Source organism: Pseudarthrobacter cellobiosi (assembly GCF_023913815.1).
In the GTDB taxonomy this organism is placed as follows: Bacteria; Actinomycetota; Actinomycetes; order Actinomycetales; family Micrococcaceae; genus Arthrobacter; species Arthrobacter cellobiosi.
Genome location: NZ_JAMXBK010000027.1, coordinates 193333 through 211204 on the forward strand (window position 1 = coordinate 193333; position 17872 = coordinate 211204).

At 64.1% G+C, this 17872-nt stretch carries 16 protein-coding genes and 1 pseudogene; 7 read left to right on the forward strand and 10 right to left on the reverse strand.

All coding sequences use genetic code 11. The features are described from left to right. Window positions 1-63: 63 nt before the first annotated feature. Complete coding sequence (locus tag NG701_RS16400; RefSeq protein ID WP_252569462.1) at window positions 64-2622, reverse strand: cation-translocating P-type ATPase; 2559 nt, start codon at window positions 2620-2622, stop codon at window positions 64-66. A 237-nt stretch (window positions 2623-2859) separates the two neighbouring features. Here NG701_RS16400 and NG701_RS16405 point away from each other — a divergent pair, with 237 nt between their 5' ends. After that, window positions 2860-3312 (forward strand): universal stress protein, encoded by a 453-nt coding sequence (locus NG701_RS16405; protein ID WP_252568840.1) that lies wholly within the window; start codon window positions 2860-2862, stop codon window positions 3310-3312. 29 nt (window positions 3313-3341) lie between these two features. Here NG701_RS16405 and NG701_RS16410 read toward each other — a convergent pair whose 3' ends face one another. The 6 genes from NG701_RS16410 to NG701_RS16435 form a co-directional block, all read right to left on the reverse strand. Continuing rightward, complete coding sequence (locus tag NG701_RS16410) at window positions 3342-6491, reverse strand: beta-phosphoglucomutase family hydrolase (RefSeq protein ID WP_252568841.1); 3150 nt, start codon at window positions 6489-6491, stop codon at window positions 3342-3344. Beyond that, window positions 6488-7855: a phenylacetate--CoA ligase family protein gene (locus NG701_RS16415; protein WP_252568842.1), complete on the reverse strand. Its 1368-nt coding sequence runs from the start codon at window positions 7853-7855 to the stop codon at window positions 6488-6490. The genes NG701_RS16410 and NG701_RS16415 overlap by 4 nt, the downstream gene beginning before the upstream one ends. 94 nt (window positions 7856-7949) lie before the next feature. Beyond that, window positions 7950-8207 carry an SHOCT domain-containing protein gene (locus NG701_RS16420; protein ID WP_252568843.1) on the reverse strand — a complete coding sequence of 86 codons (258 nt, stop codon included), beginning with the start codon at window positions 8205-8207 and terminating at the stop codon, window positions 7950-7952. Between the two features lie 259 nt (window positions 8208-8466). Further along, window positions 8467-8667, reverse strand: a complete 201-nt coding sequence (locus NG701_RS16425; protein ID WP_252568844.1) for a hypothetical protein — start codon at window positions 8665-8667, stop codon at window positions 8467-8469. Between the two features lie 205 nt (window positions 8668-8872). Next, window positions 8873-9304: a DUF309 domain-containing protein gene (locus NG701_RS16430; RefSeq protein WP_252568845.1), complete on the reverse strand. Its 432-nt coding sequence runs from the start codon at window positions 9302-9304 to the stop codon at window positions 8873-8875. Window positions 9305-9436: 132 nt separating this feature from the next. Next, window positions 9437-9631 (reverse strand): VOC family protein, encoded by a 195-nt coding sequence (locus NG701_RS16435; RefSeq protein ID WP_252568846.1) that lies wholly within the window; start codon window positions 9629-9631, stop codon window positions 9437-9439. 24 nt (window positions 9632-9655) lie between these two features. On the opposite strand from NG701_RS16435, the pseudogene NG701_RS16440 reads away from it, so the two are divergent. Continuing rightward, window positions 9656-10271, forward strand: a pseudogene (locus NG701_RS16440) (recombinase family protein). Window positions 10272-10554: 283 nt separating this feature from the next. On the opposite strand, the gene NG701_RS16445 reads toward NG701_RS16440, so the two are convergent. Beyond that, entirely contained in the window at window positions 10555-11559 is a 1005-nt protein-coding gene (locus NG701_RS16445) for a TerC/Alx family metal homeostasis membrane protein (RefSeq protein WP_252568847.1), read from the reverse strand. A gap of 158 nt (window positions 11560-11717) precedes the next feature. On the opposite strand from NG701_RS16445, the gene NG701_RS16450 reads away from it, so the two are divergent. The 3 genes from NG701_RS16450 to NG701_RS16460 all read left to right on the forward strand — a co-directional run bounded on the left by NG701_RS16450 (window position 11718) and on the right by NG701_RS16460 (window position 13121). After that, a complete protein-coding gene (locus NG701_RS16450) occupies window positions 11718-12056 on the forward strand; it encodes a helix-turn-helix transcriptional regulator (RefSeq protein ID WP_252568848.1) in 339 nt (112 codons plus the stop codon). Window positions 12057-12184: 128 nt separating this feature from the next. Next, a complete protein-coding gene (locus NG701_RS16455; protein WP_252568849.1) occupies window positions 12185-12655 on the forward strand; it encodes a hypothetical protein in 471 nt (156 codons plus the stop codon). Further along, window positions 12645-13121 (forward strand): universal stress protein, encoded by a 477-nt coding sequence (locus NG701_RS16460; RefSeq protein WP_252568850.1) that lies wholly within the window; start codon window positions 12645-12647, stop codon window positions 13119-13121. The genes NG701_RS16455 and NG701_RS16460 overlap by 11 nt, the downstream gene beginning before the upstream one ends. A gap of 64 nt (window positions 13122-13185) precedes the next feature. Here NG701_RS16460 and NG701_RS16465 read toward each other — a convergent pair whose 3' ends face one another. Both NG701_RS16465 and NG701_RS16470 read right to left on the reverse strand, forming a co-directional pair. Further along, window positions 13186-13488, reverse strand: a complete 303-nt coding sequence (locus NG701_RS16465) for a P-II family nitrogen regulator (protein WP_252568851.1) — start codon at window positions 13486-13488, stop codon at window positions 13186-13188. A gap of 5 nt (window positions 13489-13493) precedes the next feature. Beyond that, a complete protein-coding gene (locus NG701_RS16470; protein ID WP_252568852.1) occupies window positions 13494-14438 on the reverse strand; it encodes a sodium-dependent bicarbonate transport family permease in 945 nt (314 codons plus the stop codon). Between the two features lie 353 nt (window positions 14439-14791). Here NG701_RS16470 and NG701_RS16475 point away from each other — a divergent pair, with 353 nt between their 5' ends. Further along, window positions 14792-15667: a DUF6671 family protein gene (locus tag NG701_RS16475; RefSeq protein WP_252568853.1), complete on the forward strand. Its 876-nt coding sequence runs from the start codon at window positions 14792-14794 to the stop codon at window positions 15665-15667. Window positions 15668-15748: 81 nt separating this feature from the next. Next, window positions 15749-17452 carry a dihydroxy-acid dehydratase gene (gene ilvD, locus NG701_RS16480; protein WP_252568854.1) on the forward strand — a complete coding sequence of 568 codons (1704 nt, stop codon included), beginning with the start codon at window positions 15749-15751 and terminating at the stop codon, window positions 17450-17452. Window positions 17453-17872 lie beyond the last annotated feature (420 nt).

A 17872-nucleotide genomic window follows, 5' to 3' on the forward strand; every position in this document is an offset into this window, starting at 1 on the left:
TCCCGGGTCAGCCGCGGCAGCAGCAGAGGCTTTGGTCCTGCGGACTCCGGCGTGAGAAGGGTGCTATCCGGCTTTTGTTCCGTGCCGTCTTAGCCTCTTGTAAGCCCAGTCGGCTGCCAGCACCGCGGGAACAGCCAAAGCCGCAACGGCGAACCCGAGGAGCGGCGGCGGGAGGTGTCCAAGTACGGCGGAAACAGGCACTGCGTAAAGGCACACGGCCAAAGCGCCGATTTCTGCCAGCACCGCCCAGAGCAGCAGGCGATTAGTGAGCCAGCCCTGCTTCCAGGGCGGCAGGGTGGCGCTGCGGCAGGCGAAAGCATTGGCCAGCTGGCCAAGCACGACGGCGGTGAAGGCTGCTCCGGACGCCGCCATCACCAGATCGGCATCCTGCGGGTCTCCGCGCGTCCACCCGCCGCCGAACAGCACCACGGAAAACGCCGTCATTTCCATGGCCGCTTCCACGGGACCCAGCACGCAGAACACCCGGAACATCAGCCGGCGGTCCATCAGATGCCGTCTTTCGGGTGGCCGCTTCAGCACACCTCTTCCTGGCGGTTCGCCGCCTAGGGCGAGGGCGGGAAGGAGGTCGGTGCCGATGTCGAGGGCGAGGATCTGCAGTACACCGAGGGCGAGCGGGAACTGGCCGCCGGACAGTGCCCAGATGACGAAGGGCGTCAGTTCGGCAACGTTGTCTGTCAGGTGGTAGGTCAGGAAGCGGTGAATGTTGGAGTACGTGGTCCGGCCCTGTTCGATGGCTGCGACGATCGTGGCGAAGTGGTCATCCAGGAGCACCAGATCGGCAGCTTCACGGGCAACGTCAGTTCCGCTGAGTCCCATGGCCACCCCGATATCGGCCTCCTGCAGCGCGGGACCGTCGTTGACGCCGTCGCCTGTCATGGCCACGACGTGGCCGCGGCTCTGCAGCGCCTTGGCCACCCGCAGCTTCTGTTCCGGCGAGACCCGGCTCACCACAATGCCATCCCGGTCCAGCAAGGCGCCAAGGATCTGTTCGTCCTCAGGAAACTGCGATCCTTCCAGAACCAGTTCCGGGGATCCCATCAGACCGATTTCCCGGGCAATCGCCGCAGCCGTGGCGGGATGGTCGCCTGTGATCATCCCGACCCTGATCCCGGCTTCGCGGGCAGTCTGGATCACCTCCCCCACGCCGGGCCGGGGCGGGTCGTGGAGGGCGATCAGCCCCAGCAGGGTGAGCTCCACTTCAGCCTCCTCGGGAAGGCGCCCCAGCCAGTCCTGCACCGGACCGGGCAGCTCACGCATCGCGACCGCCATGACCCGCAGCCCCCGGGAAGCCATCGCTTCAACTTCTTCCGCCGCAGCGCCTGCGGACTCTCCGCAGAGCGCCAGGACCGATTCGGGCGCCCCTTTAACAAAGAGGGTGGCGCCGACAATGGCCGATTCACGCCGACGGCGGGGATCAAACGCGAACCGCCGCGCAGGCATCGCATCTACGGGAGCGGACCCGGAAAGACGGCGCGCCAGAACGTCAATGGCAGCCTCCATCGGATCCCCCGCCGTCCTCCACTCAACTCCGTGGAGGACAGCCCTGCCCTGGGAGGCGGCCCGTGCCGCGAGCGCGGTCCTGGTGGCCGCGGAGATCCCGGTTCCCTCTATGTCGGCCTCCGGCTGGTAACCCTCCCCCGTCACCTTCGCACGGCCGTCGGCTGTAAAGACTTCGACGGCGTTCATCCGGTTCTGCGTCAGGGTTCCTGTCTTGTCGGTACAGATGAAAGTGGTGGATCCCAGAGTTTCCACGGCCTCCAGATTGCGGACCAAGGCGTTCCGCGCCGCCATCCGTTGGGCCCCCATCGCCAGTGAGAGAGTGACGGTCGGCAGGAGCCCCTCGGGGACCAGGGCAACGGCGACGCCGATGGCGAAGAGGAAAGCGCCCTGCCAAGGGATGCCTACCAACAAGGACACGAGGAAGAAGAACCCGGCGACGGCCAGTGCTACCGTCGCGATGATGTGGACGATCCGGCGCAGCTCACGGGCCAGCGGTGTCGGCGGAGATACTGTTCCACTGGTCAGCGCGGAGATTCCGGCAAGCCGCGTGTTTCCACCTGTGTGGGACACTACCGCGTCTGCGTCTCCGTTGACGAGGAACGTCCCGCCCCAGGCGCTGTCGCCGCTGGCCTTAGCTACCGCTTCACTCTCGCCTGTCAGCATTGACTCATCCACTGCACAGCCGGAGGCAACAGTCAGGACGACGTCGGCGGGCACCCGGTCACCTGCTGTCAGGACCACGGCGTCACCCGGGACCAGTTCACTGGTGTGAACCCTCTGGATGTGTCCGTCCCGGCGGACGGAGACGTCAGCGGGCAGCAGCGCGCGCAGTTTTGCGGCCGCGTGCTGGGCACGTTCCTGCTGGATGTGGGCGAAAATCCCGTTGACGACGACCACCACGATGATAGCAACACCAAGCTCCGGGAGGCCTCCGACGAAGGCAAGTGCAGCGGCGCACCACAGCATCAGTGCAAAAAAATGCGTCAACTCGCCCAGGAGCTTCCGCCACTGCCGTACCGGCTTCGCGGTGGGAAGAACGTTTGGCCCCGACTCCCTGAGCAATGCTGCGGCGCGTTCAGAACTCAGACCGGTTGCATCCAGTCCGAATCGGGGCGGACCCCCTTGTTGCGTCACTGCTACTCCAAATTCGCCGAAGTCTGGTTCGTTGACAGGCTTCACCAGGTGGGCCGTAGCGTCTAGGGCCAAAGGTCATGGTGGGGTCCGGGACGTTGATGCGGACGCTGTGCCGGCGTCGTGACCTTGGACCCTGTTCGTCCTTAACCGCCGGGTACATGCTTTGAGGAAGCCTGTGCACGTAGGGTCCGCGAGGAGAAGATTATGGCCAAGGCCGCTGAGGAGAAGGTCATCGTCGGCGTGGACGGTTCTGACGCATCCATCGAAGCACTGCGCCAGGGGTCTCGCTTGGCGCTGGCCCTTGGGACCCGCCTGGAAGCTTGGGGGTGCTGGGAGTATCCGGCGGGTTACGAAGGTTACCTGGCCATGGGAGTGGAAGGTTTCGCCCGCGAAGCGGAGGAGAACCTGGAGCATGCACTCGGGGAAGCCTTTGGCCCCGAACGTCCCCGCCATGTCAGTGCCAGGCTCGTCCACGGATCGGCACGGACGTCGTTGGTTGATGGAAGCAGGCGCGCCTCTCTGCTTGTGGTCGGACGCCGCGGGCATGGCGGTTTTGCCGGCCTGCTGCTCGGGTCGGTCAGCGCCGCCTGCGTCGCCCATGCGCACTGTCCTGTCCTGGTGGTGCACTCCCCCCGGGCGGAAGAACCCGCTTCGTAGGTGATTCCCGCCGTCGTCCTGACTTTTTCTTAGCCTGCATCAAGCGGGAATTGCCGTGTTTCGCCGGCGCCCAGAAGGACCTGTTCGGAGCCGACCTGCAGGCGGATGGCGGGAGCGTCCCCGGGAGCTGCTGAGACAGTCAATTTCCCGTGCTCGAGGTTGATTGCGAGCAAATGATCCCGGTAGCGGACATGGAATGACACCTTTCTTATCCCTTTGGGCATCTTCGGAGAGAATAGGAGCGCGTCACTGGTCATCCTGAGGCCGGCAAAGCTTCGTTGCACAACGTCGATGGTTCCTGCCATCGCGCCAAGGTGGATACCTGTCCGTGTGGTGCCGCCCTGCGTGTCGTCAAGATCAGCTGCGAGGGCTTCACGGAAGGTACTCCAGGCCCGGTCCGGGTCCCTTGACGCCAACACTGAGGCGTGGGCCACCCGGCTGAGGGTGGAGCCGTGCGCCGTGCGTGCCAGATAATAATCGACCGTCTCTTCGAGCTGCGCGGCGGACACTTCATAACCCAGCCCGGCCAGGAAGAGCGTCAATTCCTTCTCGCCAAGGACGTAGAGCAGCATGAGGACGTCAGCCTGTTTGGCCAGCCTGTACCGGTTCGTGCTGTCTCCCTCGGCTTCGAGGATCAGGTCCAGGCGTTCGATGTTTGTGTAGGCGTTCCGGTAGTGCTCCCAGTCCAGTTCCTGGAGTTCTTCGTATCCGGCGAACTGGCTGATGATGCCTTCGTGGAACGGTACGAACATCCGTTTGCTGACGTGTCGCCAACTTGCGATTTCCGAAGGCTCTATCGTGAGGCATGCCTGGAGGTCCTCAAGGTCGTGACCGTGGAGCAGTGTCATGATCCCACAGGCTTGGGCGCATACCCATGCGGCCATGACGTTCGTGTACGCGTTATCGTCAAGCCCTGCGCCGAGGTTGTCCGGGTAGCCGGTGTGATATTCATCCGGACCCATGATGCCCCGAAGATGGAACCTGTCCGCTGCCTGGTCGTATTCGGCCATGGAGGTCACGAGCCGTGCCACCTCCAGGATCAGTTCGGCGCCGTGGCGCAGTAGCCATTCCCTGTCCTGCGTGGCCAGGAAATACTGCCAGGCGTTGAAGGCGACAGCGAGGCCTGCGTGCCGCTGAAGATGGGAGTAATCCGGTACCCACCGGCCGGAGCGCCGATTGAAGAGCCAGCGGGGGGTTTCCTCCCTCCCGTCACTTCCGCTCTGCCAGGGGAAGAGCGCTCCGTGGAGCCCTGATGCGGCGGCGGCTTCCCGGGCTGCCGGAAGTCTGCGCCACCGGTAGTTGATGACGGAGCGCGCTACGGAGGGCATCCTTGAGGTGAGGAGGGGCAGGACGAAGAGCTCGTCCCAGAAGATGTGTCCACGGTAGCCCTCCCCGTGCAGCCCGCGCGCGGGGACGCCGGCGTCCAGTTCAGCGGTGTGCGGGCTCAGCGTCTGAAGCAGATGGAAAACATGAAGGTTCAGGATCAGCTGCACCTGTGGGCTGCCGTCGATATCGATGGCGAACAGGCTCAGCAGCCTCCTCCAGGCGTCCTCGTGTTCGGAGAGCAATTGCTCAAAGGTTTGGCCGGCGGTCTTCAGCACGTTCTCCACGGCCAGTGCCGGCGAGGAAACTGCCCGGTCACGGGAGGTGACCATGGCCGCAGTCCTGGTGACCACCACCGGCTCGGCGTCGGTCAGCTGAAGTTTCCACGAGCGGTAACTAAACCCCTCCTCGTCACCGGGATCGCCGTTGCCGGTCTGTCCGGAGATTTCCGTGCGCAACGCGGTGGCGATCCTGATGTGGCTTTGGCTGGTTTCCACTTCAACTATCGCGATCGGTTCGGCGGGGTCCGATACCTCCAGCCTGACTAGGTGATGGTGGGCCAGGAGCGCATCTTCCGGCACGTTCTCGTTGGTGATGCCGCAGTCCACTCCGCTGCGGATCACTACGGACCCGCTCCAGCCCAGAGCCGTGAGGGATGTCCTGAGGGCCATCAGGTGTGGTTGGGCCATCGACACGAACCTTTTCTGGCCCACTGCCAACCGGCGCCCGTCTGATGCCTCCAGCATTACTTCCCGTTCCAGGGTGGCCCTGCGCATGTCGAGCACCCGCCGTTCCCGGAGAATCTTCAGGCCGCCCCTTGACCACCAGTCCGTTCCGTCCAGCCGGACGTCCAGCACCAGCCAGTTGGGCGCGTTCACCATATGCTCATCTTCGACATCCTCGCCCTGCACCCTGCTTATCAGTCGGTTGTAGACCCCGGCTAGGTACGTTCCGGGATAGTGGACTTCACTCTTCCGGCTCTCGGGAGCGGCACCGCGGACAGCCAGATACCCGTTCCCGAGCGTCGTCAGTGCCTCCCGGTGTCCTTCATGGGCGGGATCGTAGCCCTCATAGTTGAGGCGCCATGGGTCGGTGAGGACCCGGCCCAGATCCAGTTGGCCTACGTCAGTCAGTACGACGTCGGCTCCCGCCGCCTCCAGTTCTGCTCTCCTGTCCGCCCTATCGATGCCAACGACCAGGCCGAAGCCGCCGCTGCGTGCCGCCTCCACACCGGCAATGGCATCTTCTATCACCACTGCACGCGCGGGCGGGACTCCCAGGCGGTGCACGATTTCGAGGAACACCGCAGGGTCAGGTTTGCCGGGAAGTCCTAACTCGCCGGCGATGACACCGTTCATGACCAGGTCGAAAGAGCCCGAGAGGCCTGCCGCTGCCAGGACTGCGGATGCATTGCGGCTTGACGTCGCTACAGCCACAGGGATCCTTGCCGAGCGGAGCCTTTCAATCAGTGCGACTGTTCCCGGAAAGGTCCTTACGCCGTCACGTCTCAGCCTTTCCTTAAACAGCTGGTCCTTAAATTTGGCCAGGCCGTGTACCGACCAGTTCCCGGCGGCGTCCGCACGGCTGCCTGCGGGCAGGGTGACGCCTCGGGACGCAAGGAAGGCTTCCACGCCGTCTTCCCGGGGCCTGCCATCCACGTACTTCAGGTAATCACCCGTGCTGAACGCATCCTTCTGTGCTTCCACGGGAATCCGCGGATCCTGCAACACCGCGTCGAAGAGTTGCTTCCATGCTGCCTCATGCACAGAGGCTGTGTCCGTCACGACGCCGTCCAGGTCAAAGATCACAGCGTCAAAGGGGGACAATGCCGCGGAAGCGGTTGGAGACTGGGTCATGGCCGGTCCCTGCCGGCCGCCAAGGCGCGGACGAACGGTGCCTTGCCCAGCAGTGTCCGTTCCACGTGTTCAACCACCCTTACCTCCAGCGGAGTCTGGGCAGCGCCTGCCGCGGTGAGCGCGCCTGCCACTGCTGCCCGTACCCCCTCAGCGGAGGTCCCCGGAGTAAGGCCCGCGACGAGTATCCGCAAGCCGTATGGCTCCTGGATGACCTGCCATCCGGAGGAGGAGGCCTGGTCCAGAACGTGATGGAACACAATCGGGTGGATGTTCACCGTGTCCTGCCTGCCTGGCAACTGCAGGATGTCCTCAAGCCGCCCTTCAATATTTTCCAGCATGGCAAAAGACCGTCCGCATGGGCAGCCGCGGCCGCCCAGGCTGATGGAGTCGGACATCTCATAGCGGATCAGCGGCAGGGTCCGGGAGAACAGGACGCTGACCAGGATCCTGGCCCCGGTGGTTCCCGGCGGCACCGCTTTGCCGGACTGGTCCACGGGTTCGATGATGAGCAGGTCTTCATAGATGTGCCTGTTCCGGTATTCGCAGGGGGAAGCGATCCCGGCGGTTTCAGTTGCGGCATAGACATCGAATGGGGCCGTTCCCCACGCTGCTTCAAGGTCCGCCGCCGCCTGCGGCGTCAGCACCTCCGAGGCGGACATCACCCCCTGGGGTGAGATGCGGAGGCGGCCGGTGAGCTGTTCGGCGGCGAGGGGCAACAGGCCCGAGGCGTATCCGACAAGCACCCGGGGCTGGAAGCCGTTCAACGCGGCCACGGTCTCATGCATCGGGGCGGTGACGTCGAGGCGGAGCATGGGGACCAGCGCGGAACGCAGCGAAGCGCCGACTACAGCGGATTGGTGGGTGGGCACGAGGGAACTGACCAGGGCCACCTTCAGGGGTCGGCCGAAGCCGGCCGGGATTCCGGCCCAGTCGTAGGCGCGTGCATAGGAGGCCAGGACGGTCGCCCACTCCGAGCGGTTCCAAATGAACGTTCCGCGCCGCCCGGTGGTTCCGGCTGTCGCTGCCGCCCACCAGCGTCCCTTCCACGGTATTCCCGGGTCTCCCCCCTGTGTCAGGGCCAGCAGATGGTCCTCAACGGCGGCAAGTGTGAGTCCCCGTGCAGTCACGGCGTCGTCGAAGTTCTCCATCAGGTCCGCTTTGGTCACAGGCGGCAGTTGATCCAGGGGGGCATCAAACAAACCTGCGTGATGACGGCGGTAGAACGCCGATCCCATATAGGCAGCATCGCGCAGATCCTGCAGGGCCCGCTCCTGGTGTTCCTTGATACGGGGCGGATCCCAGTTGTCCCGTGGCCGCCAGGCTGCGCGCCGGACCAGCACTTGCGGTACAAGGCGGATGTCCATGGCCCGGTTACCTAGCAGCTTCCGGCCGGCGATAGGGGCAGCGGCACCCGCGTCCTAGCAGGCGGCTCGGTTACGGGTGTAAAAAGGCTAAGCGTCATCTGCGGGGGCCGCGTCGGAGCACGTCGAGCCTGGCGGTGTATTCGTTCTCGTCGATTTCTCCGCGGGCAAACCTTTCGGCCAGCAGATTCTCCGCATATCCATGGCCTAAGCTCAGGTTATGGCTCCGGTTGCCGGGTCCGAGGGCTCGGGCCAGCAGAACGACGACGGCGATGACAGCGCCCCAGAACAACACGAAACTGATAGTCATGAGGACGTAGCCCCAGCCGCCCATATTACCGTCCCAATACATCATCTTGAGTCCTCCGGTCACCGCCGAGGCAGCGGTTGCACCGGCGCTGAATTTACTGTCCCCCCGGACGCGCTGCAATGCCAGAGGCATTGGTCCCGGCGCCGGGACCGGCATCCCCGTCCTTGCTCGTTGCGGGATTCAGCGCCGGCACCGTCCGATTTTCGAGACAGCCAGGCCAGGGCTTCAGCCCGTCACGGCCCCCCCATCCGCCGTTCGTCACAACTGTCAAAACCGCGGTGGAGCAGAATCAGTGCGTCGTTTCCTACTCTCTGGCAGCCGAGGTGCCGCCCGAGCCGCCGTCTGCGCTGTCGGTGACGGACTCGTGCCGGGCCTGCCGCTGGTGTTCTTCGAGGTTCTCCTCAGCATCCCGGCGACGGCGGCCCGCTTCGAGTACTTGACGGGTTGTCGGTATCCCCCGCTGTCCTGAAGCGTGTACCGCATGGTCCTGTTGGTGCTGGCTCATGTAGACATCGTTCCACAGCACCCCGCCGAGCGAAAGAGCCAGTGTCCCCGCACAGCCAAACCCACTGGTCCCGGTCTGGCGGCTCCAACGCACGACATTGATCAGGACGCCGACGACGATCCTAGGCCGCCCCAGGATGGCGCTTCCGGCCACGATCGGCACCGGGTTGCCTCCGCCGCCTGCCGCGAGGATGCTGGTCGCCAGCTCAGCGGCCGGTGCGCATCCGATCGCGTGCGCAGCTCACAACGGCGGACAGGTCGAGCCCGTAGGTCGGCCCTTCGCCGGAACCGTACTCCTCGAGTCGGGCTACACCGCGCTCGAAGAGCCGGTGCGCGCCAACGCTGTTCCCCCGGGCGGCGTGGGTGAGCCCGACGCAGATCTGGGCGAGACCTTGCCAAAGGTTGCGTTCTTCGGCCGGCCCGGCTTTCCAGCGGGCCTCGAGTACCTCATGGGCGGCGAAGGGCCGGCCAGCTTCCACCAGGCTCCGGGCCGAGACCAACGTCTGCGCCGGCGGCAGCGGCTCCTCCGAGACCGGCTCGACGCCAGCGCTTCCGTACGGCCGCGGCCGCCCAAGAGCGTCACGGGGCCGGGCCTGCCGCGGGCGCCTTGAAGCATCCCGATCCCTGTCACCGGTCATTGCAGTTTCCGCCCTGAGCGTCCGTGGACCTTACTAACCTTCATCTGCCCAATGCTAAGACCCGGCCCTTCGAACATCCGTATCCACTGCAAAGGATGCCGTCGGGACGGCCGCCCGCGAGAGAAAAAATGATCACCGCTGGTCGCGCCGCAGGGGGTGATCCTTCGGAACCTCAACGAGCACGATGCGCACTCCGTCGGGGTCCGCGATCCACATCTCCACCAGCCCCCACGGCTCCTGCTGCGGCTTACGGATCACCGGTACCCCGGCCGCCAGCAGCCGATCGTGCTCGAGCTGCACGGCGCGAACCTGAATCCAGATCGCCAAGGCGCTCCCCAGAGGAGGACTCCTGTGCTCGTCGGATACATGCGCGTCTCAAAGGCCGACGGATCCCAGACCACCGATCTGCAGCGCGATGCACTCCTCGCGGCCGGCATCGACGCGGAGTCCCTCTATGAGGACAGGGCCTCAGGGAAGAAGGGGGACCGGCCGCAGCTGGCAGCCTGCCTGAAAGCCCTGCGTCATGGAGACACCCTGGTCGTCTGGAAACTCGACCGGCTCGGCCGTGATCTGCGCCACCTCGTCAATATCGTCCACGACCTGACCGAGCGCGGCATCGGACTCAAGGTCCTCCACCGGCCAGGGGGCGGCCATCGACACCACGACCGCCTCCGGGAAGCTGGTCTTCGGGATCTTCGCCGCCCTCGCTGAATTCGAACGCGAACTGATCTCCGAACGCACACTCGCGGGCCTCGCCTCCGCCCGCGCCAGGGGCCGGAACGGGGGACGTCCCTACAAGATGACCCCAGCGAAACTCCGTCTCGCTAAGGCTTCCATGGGCCAGCCTGGAACCAAAGTCAGTGACCTTTGCACCAAACTCGGCATCACCCGGCAGACCCTGTACCGGCACGTGTCACCCACCGGCGAACTGCGCCCGGACGGGGCAAAGGTCCTCTCAAGAGGCTAGACATGCGGAACCAATTTTGGAATGGAGGTTTTCGAGCGGGTCCGCCGGCGGATGGCCGGGCCCGTCACTCGCATGCTCGGTGCCCAGCATGCTACCCCGGCTCCGAGTGCTGCTGGCCACCGCAGCACTGGACTGATCGGGGCCAGAGGCGGGTAAAGCAGGCAATGGAGCAGGTATTTGGATCCCCGCAGGCGGCTCGTCAAATCTGCTGCTTCGAGCAGGGCACGTAGTGTCAGCCGCCGCTAAACTGTTCCGCCGATGGCCAACGAGTTCATATGCCTGGTCAGCCGGTCCGGTCTGCATCGGACGGGTCCGCCGCTGTCAGGGAGCCGGAGTGGGCGCGTGCGGTGGGGTCCCTGCGGACCTTGATCAGGCTTGCGATTGTGGTCACTGTTAGGACGACTGCGATGACGATGAGGCTGATGTTGGTGCTGATCTCCGGCACGCGGCCATCGATGCCGTGCCCCCAGTGCAGAACCAGTTTCGCGCCGATGAATGCCAGAATAAGCGCCAGACCTGTGGAGAGGTAGACCAGGCGGTCCAGAAGCCCCTTAACGAGGAAGAACAGTGCCCGCAGCCCTAGCAGGGCGAAGGCGTTGGCGGTGAAGACGATGTACGGTTCGGCGGTGATACCGAAAATAGCCGGGATCGAGTCGAGCGCGAACAGCAGGTCGGTGCTGCCGATTGCGAGCAGCACAATGAACAGCGGCGTCACCGCCCGGCGGCCGGCGCTGCGAGTGAACATCCGCCCGCCGTCGTAGTCCTTTGTGACGGTCAGGGCGCGGCGGGCCACACGGACCATCACATTGTCGTGCACATCCGGGTCGGCGTTGCGGTGCCGGTATAGCTGAACGGCTGTCACGATCAGCACCAGACCGAAGATCAGGAACATGAAGGAGAACAGCTGGAGCAGTGCTGCGCCCAGGGCGATGAAGATCGCGCGCAGGACCAGGGCCAGTGCTATGCCGAAAATCAGGACTTTCTGCTGGTACTTCTCGGGGACGGCGAAGGTCGACATGATGATCACGAAGACGAAGAGATTGTCTATGGACAGGCTTTTCTCGACGATATAACCGGCGAAGTATTCTGCGCCGAAGTCCCAGCCCACCTGGGCGGCGAAAACCAGTCCAAAAGCTATGGCCACTGCAATGTACAGCACGGATGAGATTACGGCTTCGCGGAACTTGACAACGTGCGGCCGCACAGCCGCCAGTCCAAGATCCAGGGCGAGCAACCCAAGAATAAGTCCAATGGTGAGCGTCCAGCGGAGCGCACTGACTTCGAGCATCGTAGACCTTTCCTGTCGTCAACTGAGACTGATTAGGCGTTTTCCCTGAGGCAAATGGAACGGCGCCCGAACGCGAACCACACGGCTGCGGGACCCGGGGCGCGCGCTCCCGGACATCGACCGGGCGCCTGCGGACCCGATGGACTATTGTCCTTGAAATGGCAACCCAGGATTCTGAATCAAAGACACCCCCCGCGCCCGGCAGCGAGACGCGATGGACGTTCCTCACCAACCACGCCCACGTCCTGCTCACCATCGCCCGCGACCCGCAGATCCGGATGCGCGACGTGGCCACCCGGGTGGGGGTTACGGAGCGTGCTGCGCAAAAGATAGCTGCCGACCTTGTGGAGGCCGGCTATATCACCAGAACCCGTGCCGGCCGGCGCAATAGCTACACCGTCGCCACCGGCCGCCCCTTCCGCCATCCCATCGATGCCGGCCACGAACTGGACGAACTCCTCGCGGTCCTCGTCCCGGAATCCACCCCCCAACCCTAGACACCTGAACTATAGTTCGCTAATCTCAGTTCATTAGTTGAATCATACGTTACCTGCATTGGGTGGCGGGCTGGCCGGCTGCAGTGTCTTCGGCACGGCCGAGCTGTCGGTCCGGAAGGAGCTCGCTCTTGAATAATCGAGAGGCACATGTCAGACCGCCACCTCCAGCCGGTGTTCCCGCCACCACCGCGGATTCCGCAGGGCCGGTGTATCTCGTTGTCGTGGCCGAGTCCGACGCCGCTGACATTCTGGCCGCGGCGGCCGCACAGGCGCGCAGCGCCGGGGCCCGCCTACTGATCGCTCTCGCCCGGCCCCGTTTGGGCTTCACAACCGACGCCGCCCTGGTCCGGCTCGTCACCGCACGCAGGCAACAGGAGATGCTCCGGTTGGAGCGCCTCGGGCACCAGGCCTTGGACCACACCGGAGTCACATTTGAAACTGTCTTAATGACCTACCGGGCCGGCGGCTCTCAGTCCGGGCGGACCCGTCGCATTGCCTCAGCAGTGAATCGCCTGGCCCTCGGCCGCGGGGCCATCGCCTGCCGGCAGCCGGCGTTGTTGCGACCTCCGATAGCATGGAGAACCATCAGTGAGCCATGAAAATTCGGTTGATGGACTGAATCCGGCACCGGGCAACAGCATCGTGGTCGGGCATGATGGATCTGACGGTGCAGATTATGCATTGGCCACGGCTCTTGGGCTCGCGGACCAGCTGCAGGTCGCTGTCGTCATCGTGCGGGCCTGGTCTCTCGCTGCTGCCCCTCGCCCGCCCGATTGGGAGTTTGGGTACGTGTCGTCCTTTGACGAGTATGCCGCGGCCGTATATGGGGAGCTCGTGCGGGATGTGCACACGAGGGTCGACAGATACTCCACGCTCTCCGTCAGCTACAGGGTCGTTCACTCCAGCGCAGCCAAAAGCCTCATTGACATCTCACGGGACGCCCGCATGCTGGTTGTCGGATTGCGCGGTCATGGCGGGCTCGTCGGGATGCTGCTCGGCTCCGTAAGTGACCAGTGCGTCCGGCATGCGGACTGCCCGGTCCTGGTCGTGCGCCCTCGGAGCTGAAGCCACGGCACTCCGGCCACCGTTGGCTCCTTTGCCCGGTGCTGGCGGCCCGATCTGGGCGGGCCTAGAATTTCTCCGGCCGCAAAACGTCTACGTCACTCACGAATAGGATCATGGCGTAGTCCTTGTAGTAGTGCTCCTGGAGGTAGGCGGCAATCGCGTCTGCCGTCTCTTCGTCGCACACCACCTCGATGCGGATGTTGCTGTTCGCTTCCCAGCCGGCACTGCGGACGCCGCGGTGGCCTTTGCCGCGCGCGTCGGTGATGGTGTATCCGTGGGCATTGAGCCGGTCGATGTCCCGAACGAGAGTGCCCTCAAGTACGGCTTCGGTGACGACGGTCAACAGCTTGCGTGTATGGCTTTGCATCAGTCTCATCCTTTCGCGAAAGTATGTGCCCACACCGCGAGGGCGTGGTAAATCGGGATGCCCAGCAGGACATTGAACGGGAATGTGATCCCGAGCGAGGCGGCCAGTGACAGGGTGGGGTTGGCTTCCGGCACGGAAATGCGCATGGCCGCCGGCACCGCGATGTATGAAGCACTCGCCGCCAGTGTCGCAAGAACGGCTGTACCGCCGATGGAGAGGCCCAGCACCCAGCCTAGCCCGGTCCCCACCAAGGCCGAAAAGAGCGGCATGCCAATTCCAAAGGCCATCAGGAAGGGTCCGTATCGGCGCAGGCTTCCTACCTGTGTTGCCGTAATCAGCCCCATCTCCAGCAGAAAAAGGGCCAGGATTCCCTTGAACAGATCGAAGAACAACGGCTCAATCGACGACAGCCCATCCGGCCCGGCCGCCCAGCCGATGAGCAGCCCGCCCAGGAGCAGCACAATGCTTTTTCCGAGGAAAACCTCGTGGGCGACCGACTTCCACCGGGTCTCTCGAGAGAGACCCCGGGCCAGGACAATTCCCACAATAATGGCCGGCACTTCCAGCAACACCAGAAGCAGGGGCATGTGCTCTTCGAACGCGATCTGGCGGCTGCCGAGATAGGCGACGGCCACGGCATAGGTGCCTACGCTCACCGAGCCGTAGTGGGCGGCGATGGAAGCGGCATCCGCGCGTTTGAAGCGGCCCAGGTAGCGCAGCACGGGGAAGGCAGCCAGCGAGAGGAAGAAGCCCAGCGCCACCACGGCCAGCATTTGCGGCAGCAGGCTGCCGAAAGGCTGCCTGGCCAGTTCGATACCGCCCTTGAGGCCGATGGCCAGCAGCAGCACAATGCTGACGAACTCGTAGATCGCAGCCGGTAGACGCAACTCCGAACGCAGGAGGCCCGCCGTGGCGCCAAGCAGGAAGAAAAGGATGATGGGATCGATCATGCGGTGACTCTCTTGTTCGTTTCCAGCTGTTGTGAAACCGGAGCGCGGTCAATGGCCCGTACCTGCATCGTTTGGCTGTAATCCGTTCGACGCCACCGGTATGCCGGCAGTCCCATTAATACACGCCATATGATTCATGATCCACAATTCATGTATTCTGGTACGTAACATCTGCGGTTGCGGGACGGCCACCGAGACTTTTCCACCTCATCGCGTGCACATGACAGGTGTGCCGTGAAAGACGTCGGCATGGGGGTGAGGAAAATTGCAGGAGCAGCAGCCGTCACTGGATGTGCCACTCATCCCGCAAACCTGCGGTTCCCAGTCGTTCCCCCTGGAGTGAAAGGTCAGTTGTGATCAGCACTGAGTCCGGCAATTCAACCCCGCTTTCCGTCTATTCCGGTGAACAGATTTCTCTGCTTACCCAGCATGGCAAGGAGCGGGTGATCGTCCCGGTGCTCGAGGGTGCGCTCGGCTGCCGGCTCGAACACGTCACGGGCTACGACACGGATCGGCTCGGTACTTTCACCCGCGAGGTCCCCCGCGCCGGCTCACAGCTCGAGGCTGCGCGCAGGAAGGCGCAGGTGGGCATGGAATTGTCGGGATTGCCGCTGGGTATCGCCAACGAGGGTTCGTTTGGCCCGGATCCGTACATGGGGATGTTCCCCTGGAACATCGAACTCATGATCTGGATCGATCGTGAGCGCGAGCTGGAGGTCGTTGGAATAGCCGAAGGCAAGACGAATTTCTTCCACCTGCTGACGGCGGACTGGGCGGAGGCCCAAACGTTCGCCCGTGAATCGAAGTTCCCCGAACACCATCTGGTCGTTCGCCCGGACGGCGAGCACGACCCCCACATCCGTAAGGGAATCGCCGCCTGGCCCGAGCTGGAGCTCGCCTTTTCGAGGGCGCTGGCCCGATCGGCCAAGGGCAGGGTTTTTCTCGAGACAGACATGCGTGCCAACGCCAATCCGACGCGCATGGAAACCATCCGTCTCGCGGCCGAAGACCTTGCACAGAAGCTTCGCTCCAGATGTCCGGCCTGCGGCACCCCGGGATTCTGGAAAGTGGAGCGAGTGGCAGGACTCCCGTGCACGGGCTGCGGCGAGCCAACGAGCGAGACCCGCGGTGAGATTCATGGATGCCTCACCTGTGTGCACCGCTACACTCGCGACTTAACTGACCCACCACGCGCTGACCCGCGTTTTTGCGAATATTGCAACCCTTGACCCTGCCCAAACCTCGAAGCGTTCCATTACCCAACGCGTTCAGAGCGATACGTAGCCTGAAATCAAGACCGGAGCAAAGAAATGGAACCATCAAATTTAGTGGACCTCAAACCCCGCAGCCGGGTGGTTACCGATGGAATCCACGCGGCCCCCGCGCGTGGCATGTTCCGTGCGGTCGGCATGGGCGACGACGACTTCGCCAAGCCCCAGATTGGCGTGGCAAGTTCCTGGAACGAGATCACTCCCTGCAACCTGTCCCTGAACCGGCTGGCCCAGAGCGCCAAAGAAGGTGTCCACGCAGGCGGCGGGTTCCCGATGCAGTTCGGCACCATCTCCGTCTCTGACGGCATTTCCATGGGCCACGAGGGCATGCATTTCTCCCTGGTCTCCCGCGAAGTCATTGCCGACTCGGTGGAAACCGTGATGCAGGCCGAGCGGATCGACGGCTCGGTCCTCCTGGCCGGCTGCGACAAATCGCTGCCGGGCATGCTGATGGCAGCTGCCCGCCTGGACCTCGCCAGCGTCTTCCTCTACGCCGGCTCCATCATGCCCGGCTGGGTCAAGCTCGAGGACGGCTCAGAAAAGGAAGTCACCCTCATCGACGCCTTCGAGGCAGTCGGCGCCTGCGCCGCCGGCAAGATGAGCAGGGGTGACCTTGACCGCATCGAACGCGCCATCTGCCCCGGCGAAGGCGCCTGCGGCGGCATGTACACCGCCAACACCATGGCCTGCATCGGCGAGGCCATGGGCATGTCCCTCCCCGGCTCGGCCGCCCCTCCTTCGGCGGACCGCCGTCGTGATGTGTTTGCCCGCAAGTCCGGCGAAGCAGTGGTCAACCTGCTGCGCCTCGGCATCACTTCCCGCGACATCATGACCAAGAAGGCGTTCGAAAATGCCATCGCCGTCACTATGGCCTTCGGGGGTTCCACCAACGCGGTTCTGCACCTGCTGGCCATCGCCCGCGAGGCTGAGGTTGAGCTGACACTCGATGACTTCAACCGCATAGGCGACAAGATCCCGCACCTGGGCGACCTGAAGCCGTTCGGCCGCTATGTCATGACCGACGTGGACAGGATCGGCGGCGTTCCGGTCATCATGAAGGCGCTGCTCGACGCCGGCCTGCTTCACGGCGACTGCCTCACCGTTACGGGCAAGACCCTCGCCGAGAACCTCGCCGCGATCAACCCGCCGGACTTGGACGGCAAGATCCTGCGCGCGCTGGACAACCCGATCCACAAGACCGGCGGCATCACCATCCTGCACGGTTCCATGGCGCCCGAAGGTGCCGTGGTCAAGAGCGCCGGCTTCGACGCCGACGTCTTCGAAGGCACCGCCCGCGTGTTCGAACGCGAGCAGGGTGCCCTGGACGCACTGGACAACGGCGCCATCCACAAGGGCGACGTGGTGGTGATCCGCTACGAAGGCCCGAAGGGTGGGCCTGGCATGCGCGAAATGCTCGCCATCACCGGCGCCATCAAGGGTGCCGGATTGGGCAAGGACGTCCTGCTCCTGACCGACGGCCGCTTCTCCGGCGGCACCACCGGTCTCTGCATTGGCCACGTTGCACCGGAAGCGGTGGACGGCGGACCCATTGCCTTTGTCAAGGACGGGGACCGGATCCGTGTGGACATCGCTGCACGCAGCTTCGACCTGCTGGTCGACGAGGCAGAGCTGGATGCCAGGAAGGTTGACTGGGAGCCGCTTCCGGCCAAGTTCACCAAGGGCGTTCTCGCCAAGTACGCCAAGCTGGTGCACAGCGCCTCCACCGGCGCATACTGCGGGTAGATCACAGGCACCCATTTGCAGTCCACGGACGGTGACTTCGCTGAGAATCAGCCGAAGACTCGTCGGCTACTACAGAATCATTCAAGACGACCGAGAACAGCTCGGAACTTTCCGTTCCACTCATCGCACTACGACCCACCAGCACCCTGCATCCCCAGGTCCCGTGATCCTCTGGACACCCTTCCAGTAGGGCGGGCCCTCCAACGGACAGCGAAACCTGCGGCCGCGCGGGGCGGGCACTGCCTCTGTCGGCGAAGGATCCACGTGCGACATTTGCCCCACCCGGAAAAGTTCTCGCTCAGCCTCCGGATTGTGCGCACGGGAACCCCAACTGGGGACGAGTGCAGAGGACTTCTGAAATTCCGTGCAGACGACTTCTGAAAGTGACACTGCCTTCCTGGCGCTCTAATATCCTGCCTC

Coding starts and splice junctions, on each gene's coding strand:
- NG701_RS16415 (WP_252568842.1), bottom strand. CDS start 7,855: ATGGACATCCGCCTTGTACCGCAAGTGCTGGTCCGGCGCGCAGCCTGG.
- NG701_RS16430 (WP_252568845.1), bottom strand. CDS start 9,304: ATGACCGGTGACAGGGATCGGGATGCTTCAAGGCGCCCGCGGCAGGCC.
- ilvD (WP_252568854.1), top strand. CDS start 15,749: ATGGAACCATCAAATTTAGTGGACCTCAAACCCCGCAGCCGGGTGGTT.
- NG701_RS16425 (WP_252568844.1), bottom strand. CDS start 8,667: ATGAGCCAGCACCAACAGGACCATGCGGTACACGCTTCAGGACAGCGG.
- NG701_RS16410 (WP_252568841.1), bottom strand. CDS start 6,491: ATGACCCAGTCTCCAACCGCTTCCGCGGCATTGTCCCCCTTTGACGCT.
- NG701_RS16420 (WP_252568843.1), bottom strand. CDS start 8,207: ATGATGTATTGGGACGGTAATATGGGCGGCTGGGGCTACGTCCTCATG.
- NG701_RS16470 (WP_252568852.1), bottom strand. CDS start 14,438: ATGATCGATCCCATCATCCTTTTCTTCCTGCTTGGCGCCACGGCGGGC.
- NG701_RS16445 (WP_252568847.1), bottom strand. CDS start 11,559: ATGCTCGAAGTCAGTGCGCTCCGCTGGACGCTCACCATTGGACTTATT.
- NG701_RS16465 (WP_252568851.1), bottom strand. CDS start 13,488: ATGCAAAGCCATACACGCAAGCTGTTGACCGTCGTCACCGAAGCCGTA.
- NG701_RS16450 (WP_252568848.1), top strand. CDS start 11,718: ATGGCAACCCAGGATTCTGAATCAAAGACACCCCCCGCGCCCGGCAGC.
- NG701_RS16405 (WP_252568840.1), top strand. CDS start 2,860: ATGGCCAAGGCCGCTGAGGAGAAGGTCATCGTCGGCGTGGACGGTTCT.